This window comes from Alteromonas australica, from assembly GCF_000730385.1.
Lineage (GTDB): Bacteria > Pseudomonadota > Gammaproteobacteria > Enterobacterales > Alteromonadaceae > Alteromonas > Alteromonas australica.
Map to the genome: position 1 here is coordinate 2115434 of NZ_CP008849.1, position 16965 is coordinate 2132398.

Here is a 16965-nt window from a genome sequence, read left to right on the forward strand (position 1 = left end):
TTTCCGTGTGTGTTAAAAGCCACCTAAAGCTTTTTGTATTAGCTTATGCTAAAACAAAAGCAAGGTGGCTTTTTTATTTTCTGAAGCTACAACTAAGGTTTAGTGGCTTGAATGAGTATTAGCGAGAATGACATGCAAAACCCAAAAAAAAATCCAATAAAGCGGGTCGTCATCGCGGGCGGTGGCACTGCAGGATGGCTGACTGCATCCCTCATGAAAAAGGTGTTGGGAGAGGCCGTCAATATAACGTTGGTTGAGTCAGAGGTCATAGGAACCGTAGGGGTAGGTGAAGCCACTATTCCACCTATTCGTTTAGTTAACCAAGTTTTGGGGATAGACGAAGCCCAGTTTTTATATGAGACAAAAGCGACCATCAAGCTTGCCATTAAATTTGAAAACTGGAAAACCAAAGGGCAAAGCTACTACCACACCTTTGGTGCACCAGGTAAGGCCATGGCCTTTTGTCATTTTCACCATTACTGGTTAAAAGGCCAACAGTTGGGGAAAACCCAAGATTTATGGGATTATGACTTAAACTATCACGCCGCTGAGGCGGGTAAGTTTGCCCCTATTAATGCCAAAGATCCCGTACTAGAACTGCCTTTTGCGTATCACTTTGATGCGAGTTTGTATGCAAAGTACCTACGCAAACTTAGTGAAAGTATGGGTGTTGTTCGTATTGAGGGAAAAATTAGCAGCGTAGAAAGAGATAACGTAAATGGTTATATTAAGGCGTTGCGGTTAGATAATAAAAACCGCATAGAGGGAGACCTCTTTATTGATTGTACCGGTTTTAAAGGCTTACTTATTCAAGAAACCCTTGGAACAGGCTACGACGATTGGTCCCATTTGCTCCCTTGTGATAGTGCGATAGCAGTGCCATCTGAGCGGCACGAATCCACACGCCCCTTTACGCGGTCAATTGCCCATGATGCTGGCTGGCAATGGCGCATTCCATTACAGCATAGAAACGGTAACGGACATGTATTTTGTTCTCGCTATGTTAGCGAAGATCACGCCTTAGATACGCTAATGGGCAACCTTGATACAAAACCGCTCGCCGACCCTAAACTTATAAAGTTTACAACGGGCCGTAGACGCAAGCAGTGGAATAAAAATGTGGTGTCAGTAGGGTTGTCGAGTGGCTTTTTGGAACCATTAGAATCTACCAGCATACACCTCATTCAATCAGCCATTGTGCGCTTAATTCAACTTTTCCCTCACAATGGAATAACCCCTAGTTTAGAGGCAGAATATAACAAACAGTCAGCGTTAGAATTCGAACAAATTCGAGATTTCCTGATACTCCATTATTCGGTAAATGAACGAACTGATAGTGCTTTTTTTAACGATATGCGGAATTTAGACTTACCCGATACCTTAAGGCACAAAATCGCACTTTTCAAAGAAAATGGCAGTTTGTTTAGAGATCAGAATGACTTGTTCTTAGAGAGTTCTTGGCTTCAAGTCATGTATGGGCAGGGTATTACTCCGAATGATTATCATGGTTTGGTTAATACATTTAGCGATGAAAAATTAAAAGAAATGTTAACAAGGTTGCTAAAAATAAAACGTGAACCGCTTTCACAATTACCGAGTCATGATGAATACCTAAATGGGATGGTAAAACGTGCGAAGCAGGACATGAGCGCTAACGCGTGATAAAAATGAGTGAAAATGCTCCTAACACCCTAGAAATGGTATGAAATTCGCTATTTCCACTTAACACAAAAAAGAAAGCAGCTAATAGGCTGCTTTCTTTTTTTCCTTCGCCACTTCCCTTAAATGTTACTTTATTGTCAGTTATATGCCTTATATGTAATTTATTTGTAAATGAATACGTATGCATAGCATTGCTCCCTTTTTATACAAACCAGTAATATTTGTTGTTGAACCATCACACTCCTTCGCCATTAACGAGACGGGGCAAACATGCCCATTATGTCGCGATAAAAACGAATGGGAATAAGTAGCACTTTTAATTGTTGTCGTGCTTAAAGTGCTTATAAAAAACAAGGAATGGGACACCAATGAAAACTTTTAAACCCAGCACCATCATGGCGGCATTGTTGAGCAGTGGGGTTGCGTTGTACACGCATCCAGCGCTTGCTCAAACAGCCCCCGACGCACCCACAGATGAAATTGAACGCCCTCAAGAAGATACGGTAGAACGTATAGAAGTGAGGGGATTTAGTACTAGCCTCATCCAATCCCTTAATCAGAAACGCTTTTCCGACATGGTTACGGAGCAAATATCTGCAGATGATCTCGGTGGGTTACCCGATGTCTCTATGGCGGATGCATTAACTCGATTACCGGGTATTTCTGCTGTACGTACCGGGGGACAAGCTGCACAAATCAACATTCGCGGCCTATCTGGCGACTTTGTTTTTTCAACATTAAATGGCAGAGAGCAGGTGTCTACCAGCGGCAGTCGCGCCATTGAATTTGATCAATATCCCTCTGAACTTATCAGTGAAGCGGCGGTGTATAAATCGCCCAAAGCCTCTTTAATTGAAGGAGGAATAGCGGGCACGGTTGAACTCAAAACAGCTTCACCTTTAGCCATTGAAGAGCAACATAAATTTAGTGCTAATATGCGCGGTATGTATAACGACCGCGCCTCAGAAGTGAGTGACGCAACGGAATATGGCCACAGGCTGAGTTTTTCATATCAAGGTAAATTTCTTGACGATACGCTAGGTATTTCCCTTGGCTATGCCAGATTATTCCAACCCAGTGTCTCTACTCAGTTTATTGGCTTAGCCTATAATGGTCAGGTTGATGTAGATGGTCTTGAAGGGGATACAGACGGCCCAGAATCTTGTCCAGAGTGTGAGTACATCTCAGAAGGCTTTGAAATGCAGCATAAAGGTGGGGAAGAAACCCGTGATGGATATGTGGCAGCGTTTGAATGGGCACCCATTGACACCTTTACACTAAAAGCAGATGCCTTTATTTCAAAGTTTGATTCAGAAGCCTTTGCCCGTGGTTTTAGGGTCAAACTGGGCGGCGTCAATGCAGGTATTACTAACCCTGTCGTGGTAAACAACAGCGTAGTGGGGGGCACGTTTACGCGCACCGACAGCAGCTTCACTCGTATCGAATTAGTCAACGACGATAATCAAGACTTCGACAGTGTCACCAATTTAGGGGTCAATGCGGCCTGGGAAATTACGCCAGACTTTGCGGTTCAATTCGATGTGTCACGCTCCAGTGCTGAAAGTGATTTTAGAAACGGTCTGCTGTGGTCGCTCGTAGGAGAAGACGCAAATGCCGCAAACCCAGTGTTTGATGAAAATATTCAAATTTCCTATTTACTCAACGGGTTAAATTTACCGGATATTGGGTTTAACCAAATGAATGACTTTACAGATTTAGATAAAGTTATGGTAAGTAAATACGGTATCTACCCTTATGAAAATAAGGATGAATTAGATGCCTACAGGGTCGATTTTCAGTACTTCCTAGATGTTCCTATTATTTCTGGTATCGAGTTTGGTTACCGCTATTCTGACAGAGAATATAGAAATGATCGCTCTGTTTTCGAGTACGGCAATGACAGCGCCTTTTCGGTTAGTGAGCCGCCATTACAACTTACTGATGCCATGGTAGAGGAAGTGAATTGGAGCGGCGATTTTTCTTATTTCCCAAGTTATCTTTCTGTAGATTTAGACAGTGCGTTAGATGCATGGTTTCCTAATGGACGACCTGAGCCCATTCAAACCTGGGGACCTGGCGCAGCTGGGGTCATTAATGGCCCAGGTACTGGCGCTGCTACTGCATGGACATTGCAGGAAAGCGGCACCGTGTTTGAAACGGTGAATTCCGCTTATCTAATGGCCAGTATTAATACCGAGCTAGGTAGCTTACCCATCACGGGTAATGTGGGTGTGCGCTATGTGAAAAGTAAGCAAAGCTCCACCACTTTGCAGCGTGCCACGCAACTTATCACTGATGTAGAAACGGGTACGTCTGTTGAAGTGAGTGACCCAACGGCAGGCGCACAAAATATTACTGATGATGCAGGCCTCATTAATAATTTTTACCGTCCTGCAATTATATCGCATGAATATAACGATGTACTTCCATCAATCAACCTGAATTTTAAATTAACCGATGATATGCAATTGCGCGCTGCAGCCGCGAAAGTGATGGGGCGAGCTCCCATTAACCGCTTTGCAGCCAACGCCTCAACTACCATTGAAACCGTCACCGCATTTCAAGATAGAGACTCAGGGGAAATTACCCTTTCTAACCCCACTGCAAAAGTAAGTGGAAGTGCAAGAAACAGCCCCTATTTAGAACCATTTTATGCTACTCAGTATGACCTTTCATGGGAATACTACTTCTCAGAATCTGAAGGTGCCTTAGTGGTGGCAGGTTTTTACAAAGACATTGAGTCTTTTGTAGAAGATGTGGAAATTGAACCCTACGACTTCGAGGCCAATGGCATTGTTATTCCAGATAACGTGCAAGTACCGGTTTACCTTACTCCTGAGTTTACTGGGCAAGAAGCCGAACTTGCGCGAGATGAAAATGGCGACCCCATTTTTATTACCGTACCTACTGAAAATGGCAGCTATAGCACTGCGGTTAATAATGCAGAAGGCGGTTACATTCGCGGAGTTGAAGTTGCCTACACGCAAATTTATAGCATGTTACCGGGTATGTTCTCTGGATTGGGGGTAAGCGCAAGTTATTCGTATACCGAAAGTGAAATTCAGCGAACTTTAGGTGACGGCGTATACGCTGCTAATTTACCTGGCCTATCAGAAAACGTAGCGACAGTAACCGTGTTTTGGGAATATGAGGGCTTTGAAACCCGCTTATCTGGTCGTTATCGAGATGCATTTGTTTCACAGCAAGTAGCGGTGAACGATCAAGTGGTTAATTTTGATGAGGAACTGGTCATTGATTACCAAGCGTCATATGAAATAAACGATAACTGGAGCGTACTGTTCCAAGTAAATAACCTCACAGACGAACCCACGAAAAGCTACTTCGCTTCCGAAGAGCAAACAGGCACCATTCAATACTTTGGCACGCAATACTACCTAGGGATGACATACCAACTATGAAAAACATCACCTTAGGATTACTTAAATGTGTTTCGTTTGCCAAACCTTGTGAGATGACTCAGGAGAATTCTATGTTTACTAATACACGAGTATGGCGCGCAGCTCTACTCCTAGTAGGCGCAATAATGTTAGCCGGTTGTGGAGGTTCAGACGTTGAGTCTGGCACCAATACCTTGTTAACGTGTGAGGTACCTAATGTTCCTAATGATTCAGGAACGGCGTGCGTACCTCCACCCCCAATTCAGTGTGAGGCACCTACCGTGCCCAATGAAACCAACGACGCATGTGTCGTAGGCGCAGACCCTGCATTACCAGACCCTGTGTTTACACCTTCAGAAAACCAGGCCGTGCTTTACTATAACCGTGCAGCAGTGGATGCTGATAATTCAAGCAACGATCCAGCATATGAAGGTTGGCGATTACACACGTGGAATAACGACACCTGCGATGCCTATGCTGATGCCGATACAGACTGGGCAAATGGCCGTACACATACAGGTATAGACCCTAATTATGGTGCTTATTGGATACTGGAATTAAAAGAAGGGTATGGCGACTGCCACAACTTCATTATTCACAAAGGAACCGATGATGCCGGTAAAGAGATGGGCGGCGGCGATTTTCAGGCGTCGCTTGTTCAGGATGACGACACCTTTGTTCGTATGAACTTTACTTTATCGGGGGAACCAACGCTTTTTGAATACCCCATTATGTCACTTGGCCCACAGCCGGTGGATATTGACGGGTTTGCAGCGCATTGGTTAGACGCCAACACCATTTTGTGGAATGTTCCAGATACCGTAGCAGAAGTTAAGCTGCACTATTCAGCGCAAGCTGATTTAGAAAGCAGTCTAGAGGAAGGCATTAATGGCACAGCAGTCACTCTGATGTCCAGCAGCCTCACTGAAGCGCAGGCATCACGTGTGCCGCATCTTTCAAGTATGCAGGCCTGGGAAGGGGATTGGTCGGTTGAAGATGCAAAAACCGTCTTGACCACACAAGCGGTTGTTGGTGGGTATGATGCCGATGGTACGTTAGTGGTAGCAACGGGTATTCAACTTGCGAATGCGATTGATGCACTTTACACCCAAGGTGAGGACGACGCTGATGAAGCACAACTTGGCGGCATTTACACAGACTCCGGCATAACGGCCGCACTGTGGGCACCGACAGCCACAAACGTTGATCTTTTGCTGTACAGTGAGAATAAAACGCTAAACCAGCGTATAGAAATGCTGCGTGATGACGTATCAGGCGTATGGCGCTACGAGGGGGATATGTCACTATATAGGCAGCTTTATCGTTATGAAGTCACTGTTTACCACCCCATTACCGAAACAATAGAAACCCTGTTAGTTACCGACCCGTATTCAGTATCGTTAAGTACCAATGGCCGCTTTTCACGTTTTGTAAATTTAGCTGATGAAGACTTAAAACCCGATGGTTGGGACACCCACGATATCCCTACAGTTGATCACTTTGAAGATGCGGTAATTTACGAAGGGCATGTGCGCGATTTTAGTGTACGTGATATGTCGACGTCGCCAGAAAATCGCGGTAAATATCTGGCCTTTACTGAACAGGGAACCGCCCCGGTTGAACACCTTAAAAAATTAGTAGAGGCGGGCTTAACCTATTTTCACGTGCTACCCGCTAATGACATAGCGACTGTCGACGAAGACCCCGCTAATACGATAGATTTATATGATACTGTTGGTGATTTATGCCGCCTAAATAGTGAAGCTGCGGTGTGTGAAGAAGAAAGTGAAGATGCGTTAATCATTGATGTTTACAACGCTTATGACCCACTATCTCAAGCAGGTAAGGCACAACAACTCACGCATGACTTACAGGCTATCGATACCTTCAATTGGGGGTACGACCCTCACCACTTTAACGCGCCAGAAGGCAGTTATGCTTCCAGTGCAGAAGGTGTTGAACGAATCATCGAAATGCGTGCGATGATTCAAGCTTTGCATGAAATGGGGCTTAGGGTGGCGTTAGATGTGGTGTACAACCATACCAATGCGTCAGGCGTATTTAGTAAATCTGTTCTAGACAAAGCCGTGCCAGGCTATTACCACCGTTACGAGGTAGATACCGGAGCTATCGTTCGGGAAACCTGTTGCGATGACACAGAGCCACGTAATGTCATGATGGAAAAGTTCATGGAAGACTCTTTGTTAATGTGGGCTGAGCACTATAAGTACGACTCGTTTCGCTTTGACATCATGAGTCAAGCAACAAAAGAGACCATGGTTCGCTTACGTGACGCCGTACACGCTATTGATGAAGACAATTATTTCTATGGCGAAGGGTGGACTAAAATTGACCGCGGGTACGAACAAGCTAGCCAATTGAACATGGCAGGGACAGAAATTGGTACCTATAACGACCGAATTCGGGAAGCTATCCGTCAAGGCAATATCTTTAATCCAGACTCTGATGCACTGTTAAGCGATCAAGACCGCGTAAAAATGAGCATGATTGGAACACTTAAGGATTATGTTCTTGAAACGTCCGCGGGTACTGCTGTGGCCACCAGTAATTTAGGGGGGTACGCTGAAGACCCTGCAGACATCATTAATTACGTGTCAAAGCATGATAATGAAACCCTGTGGGATCAGCTTAATTATACCTTACCTCAAACGATTACCTTGGAAGAGCGGGTACGGGCCCAAAATGTGGCCATGGGTATTAACCTAGTGTCTCAGGGCATTCCATTTTTACAGATGGGCGGCGACATGCTGCGTTCTAAATCCATGGACAGAAATACTTACGATTCTGGCGATTGGTTCAACTATGTAGACTTTACCTACGAGACGAATAACTGGAACGTAGGTTTGCCGTTAGCGCAAGACAATGAAAGCCGGTGGGAAGAAATGGGCGAGTTTATTTACAGCCCCGACCGCGCAGCCTCTATGGCCGACATTATGTTTGCATCCGATGTCTTTGCTGAACTTCTCAGTATTCGTATGAGTAGCCCATTGTTTAGACTAACCACAGCAGACGATATTATCGACAGAGTCGGGTTCCATAATATAGGTGCAAGTCAACAACAAGGCTTGATTGCCATGAGCATCGATGATGGTGTGACTGACGGTGATGAAAGTCGTACCGATCTCGACATGATGAACGATGCAATCATGGTGCTTGTAAATACCGGTTATGAAGAGAAATCGATTGCTGTTAACACTGCAACAGGCTTTTCACTGCATGTCACTCAAATGAACTCTGTCGATGCCGCTGTGCGTGGGGCTAGCTTTACTGAAGGTGAGGATGGAAACGGAATTTTCACGGTACCAGCGCTAACCATTGCAGTTTTCGTTAAACCGCAATCTGGGGCGCAGGGTTACGGATTATCAGCGTTCGCCACCTCGGGTGCGCCAGACGTGGTGCCTTACGGCGATACTGTTACGTATTTACGCGGCGACATGAATGGTTGGTCTACTGATGATGCATTTACATATCAAGGCGATGGTAAATACACGGTAACGGTTGCATTAGAGGCCGACACCCCTTACGGCTTTAAGTTTGCTTCCGAAGATTGGGCCACGGTGAATTTCGGAGCAGGCGAGGGCGAAGATGTAAATGTGGTTGCACAAGCGGATAAAGTATTAGCTCGAACCAATAATAATTTGTCGTTCACGCCAACCGTATCTGCAACCTATTTGTTTACGATTGATGCGACAGACAGTGAGGCGCCGGTGCTTCTTGTTGAAAATGAAGAGCCCTATGTTGGCACACCCGTGTACCTTCGTGGTGCAATGAACGGATGGGGAACCGACGAAGAGTTTGTATACCAAGGGGGCCGCATTTACACGTTTGCCCGTGACATTGACGCGGGCAGTTACGAGTTTAAAGTTGCGTCAGAAGATTGGAGCACCGTCAATTTTGGCGCACTAACAGGTAATGATGCCGACCGTATTTTAACCCCTGGGCAAACGTTATCCGTCGCAGCGACGAATGACAACTTGGTCCTAAATGTTGAATCGGCTGACCGTTATGTCTTTGTATTTAATGTCACCGATGTCAATGCCCCAACCCTAGGCGTATTTAAAGAAAACTACTGGGGTGACACAGACGTGTATATTCGCGGTGGCATGAACGGCTGGGGCGTTGAAGATATGTTTAGTTATCAGGGAGAAGGCGTGTATACCACCGACATTGAACTTAGTGCAGGTAGCATTGAATTCAAAGTTGCCTCTGAAGATTGGGCCACTGTTAATCTTGGGAATCCCAATGATGCGGTGTCGAATCTGGTCGTTGAAGGGGTGGCAAAAACCTTAGGTAGCAGCAACAATAACCTAACCATTGAAGTAATAGATGGTGGTTTATATGAGTTTAAGGTAAGTGGCCCAGATGGAAATGCACCTACGCTAACGGTGACGATGAAGTAATATTAATTACGTGTAGTTAAAACTCAAAAGATAAAAACCGCGGCTAGCTCGCGGTTTTTTTATTCGCTTTTTTTGATTTCACCAATCGCAAATTTTCATCACCTAATTAATCCAAATAGCGCACAATACTTGTAATAAGACTGATGTGAACCTCCATGGCACAGTACTTGTAAACAAAAAATATACCGACATAAGTTAGTTAGCCGTTAATGGAAAAATCTTACCTATTGCATGTGAATGCGAGTGTAACAAGGAGATGATATGAAAAGGGCAATTGTAGTAGAAGGCGGCGCCATGCGCGGAATTTTTGCTGCGGGCGTACTCGATAAGTTTATGGAAGAAAACTATTACCCTTTTGATTTCGCTGTAGGGGTTTCAGCTGGTGCAACGAACCTGTCTACTTATGTGTCACGTATGCATGGGTTAAGTAAAACCATCATCACGCAATATGCTACAAAGCGCGAATTTTTCAGCCCCCTTCGCTTTATAAAGGGCGGACACATGACGGATGTACACTGGCTATGGCATCATTCTAAACAATCTCTGGGTATCACTGGGCCAAACAGTAGTGCAGCGATGCCACTGTATGTAGGTATCACAAACACGCAAACAGGGCAGTGCGAATACCATCAGGCTACAGAAGACAATGTAGATGCCCTTATGGTTGCTTCTTGTGCACTGCCGACAGCATTTAGAGAGCAGCCTATTATTAATGGAACGCGCTACGTGGATGGCGGCGTGGCCGATGCCATTCCAGTCAAACAAGCGTACGACATGGGTGCCAGGGATATTACCGTGGTGCTTTCACAACCCCATGGGTTTACCAAACCCGAAGTTAAATCCACCTGGCTAATGGAAAAAATGTACGGTGACCAGCCTGCGTTGCTCAAGACGATGCTAGCGCGGGCAGGTATTTACAACGATACTCTCAAGTTTCTTTCCAACCCCCCGGATGATTGTAAATTAACCTTAGTGGCCCCCGACAGCGGCTTTTGCGTAAAGCGCCTTACTATGGATAAACGAAAGCTGCTTAAAGGGTATGCACAAGGCCGTCGTATGGCGCGGCGATTAGTTAAAGACACAGTAGCCATAGCAAGTTGATTGCCGTGATAAAACGCATTGTTAGCGCTACGTCATATTAGGCTAGAGGTCTAGTCGCTATCATGGCACACTCTCGCTATTCATTCGTTAGCGAGAGTATTCACCTCGTGCAGTTAGAAAAACAGCAAATAAGTATTGGGCTGAGTAACCCTAAAAACCCTGTAAATGTTGCCTCTATCCTAAGGGCAGCAGGGTGTTATGGTGTAGCCAGCGTATTTTATACTGGGCAGCGTTACCGCTTTGCCAAAGACTTTAATGCAGATACCAAAGCCTTTCATAAAACCATCCCTACTATTGGGGTCGAAAACCTCAAAGAGGTGGTACCTAAGGGCGCTAAAGTAGTGGCGGTAGAGTTGGTAGAAGGCGCCACGCCTTTGCCTTCATTCACACACCCTGACAATGCGTTTTATATATTGGGCCCAGAAGATGGAAGTTTAGATAGTCGCGTGCTCTCATGGTGTGACCATGTTGTTTATATTCCGACGTTTTCTTGTATGAACTTAGCAGCCACCGCAAATGTTCTTCTCTATGATAGGTTAGCTAAGTCTAACTACAAACACGGTGATGGCTTAATTCGTAAAAGTAGAGATAACAACAATCAAACCAAAATTTAGCCGTTGGTGGAGTCGCTAGCGGCAACATGAATAACAAGTTTTGGGTGAATACGTATGCATGTTTGTTAACATGTAATTAACGCGTATGCTGTATTAAATTTTACCCATGCACGTTAATTTCTATGTACACACCGACATTTTCACGTTTTCGCCGCCACATTCTCGTTGCTGTCACCTCTGTATTTTTGTCTTCTTGTGGTGGGGGAGAAGTCGCTAATGAAGCGGACTTATCAGACAATTATTTATCTTCAACGATGCAACACGATGACGTGTTGAAGGAGGCTAGCCTGGAAAGCCGTTTAGCAAGTGTGCCTACAGTGCAAGCTAAGCCCGTGGTTTATCAAGTGTTTACTCGCCTATTCGGCAACACGAATAGCACCAATAAACCTTGGGGAACCATTGACGAAAATGGCGTGGGTAAGTTTAGTGACTTTACACCTCAGGCACTTAAATCTATCAAATCATTGGGCACTAGCCACATTTGGTTTACCGGTGTTCCCCATCACGCTTTAATTAGCGACTATACAGAATACGGAATACGCGGTGATGATCCTGACGTGGTTAAAGGCCGCGCAGGTTCGCCTTATGCGGTTAAAGATTACTACAATGTTAACCCCGACCTTGCCGATGATCCCGCCAAGCGTTTAGAAGAGTTTGAAGCTCTCGTTGCCAGAACCCATGAGGCGGGAATGAAAGTCATCATTGATATTGTGCCTAATCACGTGGCCCGCGACTATGAATCACTGTCAGCGCCAGAGGGAGTCAGCGACTTTGGTGCCCATGATGATACCTCTGTTGAATATGCCCGCGACAACAACTTTTATTATGTGGTTGGCGAAGCGTTTGAAGTTCCTGATGGTGGTGACTATAAGCCCCTTGGTGGTGACAGTCATCCCTTATCCGATGGCAAGTTTGATGAGTTTCCAGCTAAGTGGACAGGTAATGGGGCACGTGCTGCTCAGCCCGATATTAATGACTGGTATGAAACCGTTAAGGTCAACTATGGCGTAAGGCCCGACGGTACATATGATTTCCCAACCCTACCTGAAGGTTTTAGCGAAAAGTCTTTTGCGGAACATGCGGCGTTCTGGGAAGGAAAAGACGTACCGGATTCCTGGTACAAGTTTAGAGATATAGCGCATTATTGGCTCGATAAAGGGGTAGACGGGTTTCGCTATGATATGGCCGAAATGGTACCCGTTGAATTTTGGTCATTTTTAAACAGCAGCATAAAACAAAAGGCGCCAGACGCCTTCCTGTTGGCTGAAGTTTACCAACCAGATAAATACCGTGCTTATATCCAGCAAGGTAAAATGGATTATTTGTACGATAAAGTAGGTTTCTACGATACGTTGAAAACAATTATGCAGGGCAGTGGTGCAGTAAGTGATTTGGTCGCTATCCATGACGAAGTTCGCGATATAGCGCCACATATGCTGCATTTTTTAGAAAATCACGATGAACAGCGCATAGCCAGCCCAGATTTTGCCGGAGACGCTGACAAAGGAAAACCTGCATTAGCCGTAAGTGCACTAATTAGTCGCGCTCCTACCTTGCTTTACTTTGGACAAGATGTTGGTGAAGACGGTAGCGAAGAGGCTGGGTTTGGCGACCCAACACGAACCACTATTTTTGACTATGCGGGCGTACCGGCGCATCAACGTTTTATGAACAACGGCAAATTTGATGCAGGGCAGTCAACAGATAAAGAAAAAGCGTTGCATCGCTTTTATAAAGACGTCATGAACATCGCTGCAACCAATAGCGCAATTACTGGGCGTTATCAAAGTCTACATGCCCTGAACCTAAGCGTTGAAGGATCTGCGTATTCTGAGCAGCAGTTTGCATTTGTACGCGAGAAAAACGGACAGGGGATTATTGTTCTTGCCAACTTTAGCGAAACGCCTACGGGCCCCATTTCACTCGCGGTACCGGCCTCTGCGATACAGGCCTCGGGCAACAAGCTTGAGCTTAAACCTTTACTTTCTCATGACGGTTTAATGCTTGAGCAAGGCGAGGTGAACTACCGCGCTACAACAACGTTAGACGCATTGGAAACCAAGGTGTTTGCTTTTTAAGCAAGCACGGTGATTCCCACCAAGTCAGCGCAAGCGTTCAACGTGGAAGGCTATTGTTTTTTACATGGTGTTTTTACAAGGTGTTCTTAAAAGGACTTCGGTGAATACGTATGCATAGCGTTGGTCTGGTTACGTGGACAAGGTAGTATCTCGATATAATCTTGCACTTAACGTATTTTTAACATTGGTGTTCATGTGTTTAATTTTAACAGCGTAAGCCAATCTATTTGTGTAAACCGCTATCGCGCATTACCGTTATTCATCACTTCGGCTGTATCACTAGCATCGGTTCCCGTTTATGCATTGCAGCAGGGTGAAATTGAAGTATACCCACCTAATTGGTGGGCAGGTATGCAAAATCCTGAAGTCGAGTTGATGATTTACGGTGAAGACGTAGCTGATGACGCCGTCTCTCTCGCTACGGGAAATGTAAAAGTTAGCCGAGTTAAGGCACTTGATAGTGAAAACTATCTTTTCGTAACGCTTGATACTTCAGGCGCCCAGGCACAAGACCTCGTACTTACATTAACCGACAATGATGGAAGCCAACGTACGGTGCATTACCCGCTTGAAAAACGCAAAGAAGGCTCTGCGTCAAGAAAAGGCTTTGGACCAGAAGACGCTATCTACCTTATTGCACCTGACCGCTTTGCAAATGGTAATACCGCAAATGATAACGTTGACGGTTATCAAGATAAGGTAGACCGCCAATTTAAAGGTGGCCGTCATGGCGGCGATATCCAAGGTATCGTGGACAACTTAGATTACATTAAAAGCATGGGCTTCACGCAGATTTGGACCATGCCTATGCTTGAAAATGCGATGGACAAGTACAGCTACCATGGCTATTCAACCACAGATTACTACCGCATTGACCCGCGCTTTGGGTCTAATGACGCCTTTATAGATTTCAGTGAAAAAGCAAAATCCGAAGGGGTTGGCGTTATCATGGATATGGTGCTTAATCACATCGGTAGTAATCATAAGTGGATGGAAGATACGCCATCAAAGGATTGGATCAATAATGAAGGAAAGTTCGTCGGCACCACCCATAAAAGAGAATCTCTGCACGACCCTCATGCAATAGAAAGCGATATCAAAGGGTTTAGCGATGGGTGGTTTGTGCCTACCATGCCAGATTTAAATCAACGCAATCCACACTTGGCGAACTATTTAGTTCAAAATGCTATTTGGTGGGTAGAAACTGCAGATTTAAGTGGTATTCGCGTAGATACATACTCTTACCCTGATAAAGCGTTTTTAAGTGAATGGACAAATCGCTTAATGGACGAATACCCTAAATTTAATATCGTGGGTGAAGAATGGTCTGTAAACCCTGCAATCACGGCCTATTGGCAAGCGGGTAGTCAGCGCCACGATGACTATGATAGCGCGCTACCATCCGTGATGGATTTTCCATTGCAAGCTGCCGTTGTTAAAGCGTTAAACAGCGATGAAAGTTGGAACTCTGGTTTTATTACGGTTTATGAAACCCTGGCTACCGACTTTTTATATGGCGACCCGAACAATCTGGTTGTCTTTCCCGATAACCACGATATGAGCAGAATCTTTACGCAACTTGGACACGATAAAGCCAAGTGGAATATGGCGATGACTTTATTGCTTACAACCCGAGGGATCCCACAGGTATTTTACGGAACGGAAATTCTAATGGGTAACGAAGGCAGTGACGATCACGGTATTATACGCTCTGATTTCCCCGGCGGGTGGCCTTCAGATAGTGATAAAAACGCCTTTACGGGTAAGGGGCTTAACAGCGATGAGCGTTGGGCTCAGCAGCGAATTAAAGCCTTATTGCAGCTGCGCCAAACATACCCGCAACTATTTCAAGGCAAGTTAAAGCACTATGCGCCCGTTGACGGTGTTTACACCTATTTTCGAGAGGCTGAAAAGGGGGCTAAGCGCAGTGCCCAATCAGATAACGGAAACAATGTTGAAAGCATCATGGTAATTCTTAACAAGAAAGCGGTAGATTTGCCTTTATCGGACTACGCAGAGATGCTTGAGTCGAACGATTCGATTACAAGAATAAGTGACGGTAAAAAGTTCAAGCCAACAGATACCATTAGCCTTCCGGCGATGTCAGCAAATGTTTTCATTGTGCGATAACGGTATCCATTAAACTAAAACAATAAATAGAGCAAAGTATGCAAGCAAACCAACCCCGCCTGAGTTTTTGGCAAATATGGAATGTCAGTTTTGGCTTTCTTGGTGTTCAATTTGGATTTGCCCTCCAAAATGCAAATGTGAGTCGAATCCTCACGGATTTGGGCGCAGACCTTCACTCCTTGTCCCTATTTTGGTTAGTGGCACCCATCATGGGGCTTATTGTACAGCCCATTGTGGGTTCAGCCTCCGATAGAACATGGAATAAATTAGGTAGACGACGTCCTTTTATTCTCGGTGGCGCCATTGCCGCAGTAGTCGGTATGGTGTTATTGCCCAATGCGCCATTATTCGTGGTGTTTATTGCTCCCATGCTGATGGGCGCCCTCATGGTCGCCCTTATGGATGCTTCTTTTAATGTTTGCTTCCAGCCATTTAGATCTCTTGTGTCGGATATGGTGCCGCCATCTCAACGGAATGTAGGGTATTCCATTCAATCGCTGCTTATTAATATAGGCGCGGTTATTGGTTCCATTCTTCCTTTTGTTCTGACGAACGTAGTAGGGCTTGAAAATACCGCACAAATGGGTGAAGTCGCGCCGTCTGTGATATGGGCATTTTACATTGGTGCGACGGTATTACTGGGCAGTGTTATTTGGACGGTGTTGCGCACGAAGGAATACAGCCCTGAAGACTACAACCGCTATAAAGGTATTCATGCAAACGCAGCAGCGGTAGAGAAAAAAGCTCCTTTTGTGACACGGATGAAAGGATTTTTCTCATTAGTGATCCATATGCCTAAAACCATGCGTCAATTGGCCATTGTGCAGTTTTTTTCGTGGTTCGCGCTCTTTATTATGTGGGTGTACACCACGCCCGCTATTACGCAACATATCTGGAACGTGGACAAACAATGGTTTGACCCCGCGTATATTGCGTCAGTACCCGCAGTACCCCTTGCTATTACCCAAGCTAGAGGGGAGGCCGGCGATTGGGTTGGTATATTATTCGCTGCTTATTCTGTATTTGCCGCCATTTTTTCCGTTTTCCTAGCGCGCTTAGCGGACTCGTTAGGAAGGAAGGTGGTATATGCAGGTGCCCTAGCTATTGGTGGTGTGAGCTATATGAGTTTCTTACTGTTTCAGGATTTAACCTTGGTCAATGTGAATTTGTGGATCACCGAGGTGACCGTACCTATGGGGGCAGTGAAGTTGCTTATTCCAATGATTGGCATTGGTATCGCATGGGCGGCCATTCTTGCCATGCCGTATGCAATGTTAGCCGGTTCATTACCCGCAGAAAAAACCGGTGTTTATATGGGAATTTTCAATTTCACCGTGGCAGCGCCTCAAATTGTTTCAGGATTAACCGCAGGTTGGATTTTAAATCACATTTTTGACAACGATGCTAAATACATCATTGTGCTGGCGGGGGTTTCTATGGTGTTAGGTGCTATTGCCGTTTTCTTTGTCGATGAAGTCACTACCCAGCATGCTACAGACGCGCAAAACAACCCTAACTCAAATGAACACCCGCTTGAACAAGGGAAGTAAAGGAAACAAAA

The 16965-nt window shown here is 45.2% G+C and carries 9 protein-coding genes; 8 read left to right on the forward strand and 1 reads right to left on the reverse strand.

Annotation, left to right across the window (positions count from 1 at the left end):
- The first annotated feature begins 132 nt into the window (after window positions 1-132).
- Window positions 133-1662, forward strand: coding sequence for a tryptophan halogenase family protein (locus EP13_RS09355; protein WP_044058871.1), 1530 nt, complete (start codon window positions 133-135; stop codon window positions 1660-1662).
- Here the strand turns inward: EP13_RS09355 and EP13_RS09360 are convergent.
- Window positions 1652-1849, reverse strand: coding sequence for a hypothetical protein (locus EP13_RS09360; RefSeq protein WP_044057061.1), 198 nt, complete (start codon window positions 1847-1849; stop codon window positions 1652-1654). The genes EP13_RS09355 and EP13_RS09360 overlap by 11 nt on opposite strands.
- Window positions 1850-2030: 181 nt before the next feature.
- On the opposite strand from EP13_RS09360, the gene EP13_RS09365 reads away from it, so the two are divergent.
- The 7 genes from EP13_RS09365 (at window position 2031) to EP13_RS09395 (ending at window position 16954) form a co-directional block, all read left to right on the forward strand.
- Window positions 2031-5081: a TonB-dependent receptor gene (locus EP13_RS09365; RefSeq protein WP_044057062.1), complete on the forward strand. Its 3051-nt coding sequence runs from the start codon at window positions 2031-2033 to the stop codon at window positions 5079-5081.
- Between the two features lie 71 nt (window positions 5082-5152).
- Window positions 5153-9481 (forward strand): alpha-1,6-glucosidase domain-containing protein, encoded by a 4329-nt coding sequence (locus EP13_RS09370; RefSeq protein WP_044057063.1) that lies wholly within the window; start codon window positions 5153-5155, stop codon window positions 9479-9481.
- A 261-nt stretch (window positions 9482-9742) separates the two neighbouring features.
- On the forward strand, window positions 9743-10582 hold the full coding sequence (locus EP13_RS09375; RefSeq protein ID WP_044057064.1) for a patatin-like phospholipase family protein: 840 nt from the start codon (window positions 9743-9745) through the stop codon (window positions 10580-10582).
- Between the two features lie 62 nt (window positions 10583-10644).
- On the forward strand, window positions 10645-11196 hold the full coding sequence (locus EP13_RS09380) for an RNA methyltransferase (RefSeq protein ID WP_197035954.1): 552 nt from the start codon (window positions 10645-10647) through the stop codon (window positions 11194-11196).
- Between the two features lie 122 nt (window positions 11197-11318).
- Window positions 11319-13274, forward strand: coding sequence for an alpha-amylase family protein (locus tag EP13_RS09385; protein WP_231497944.1), 1956 nt, complete (start codon window positions 11319-11321; stop codon window positions 13272-13274).
- Window positions 13275-13469: 195 nt separating this feature from the next.
- Entirely contained in the window at window positions 13470-15404 is a 1935-nt protein-coding gene (locus EP13_RS09390; RefSeq protein ID WP_044057065.1) for a glycoside hydrolase family 13 protein, read from the forward strand.
- Window positions 15405-15442: 38 nt separating this feature from the next.
- On the forward strand, window positions 15443-16954 hold the full coding sequence (locus tag EP13_RS09395; RefSeq protein ID WP_052364350.1) for an MFS transporter: 1512 nt from the start codon (window positions 15443-15445) through the stop codon (window positions 16952-16954).
- Window positions 16955-16965 lie beyond the last annotated feature (11 nt).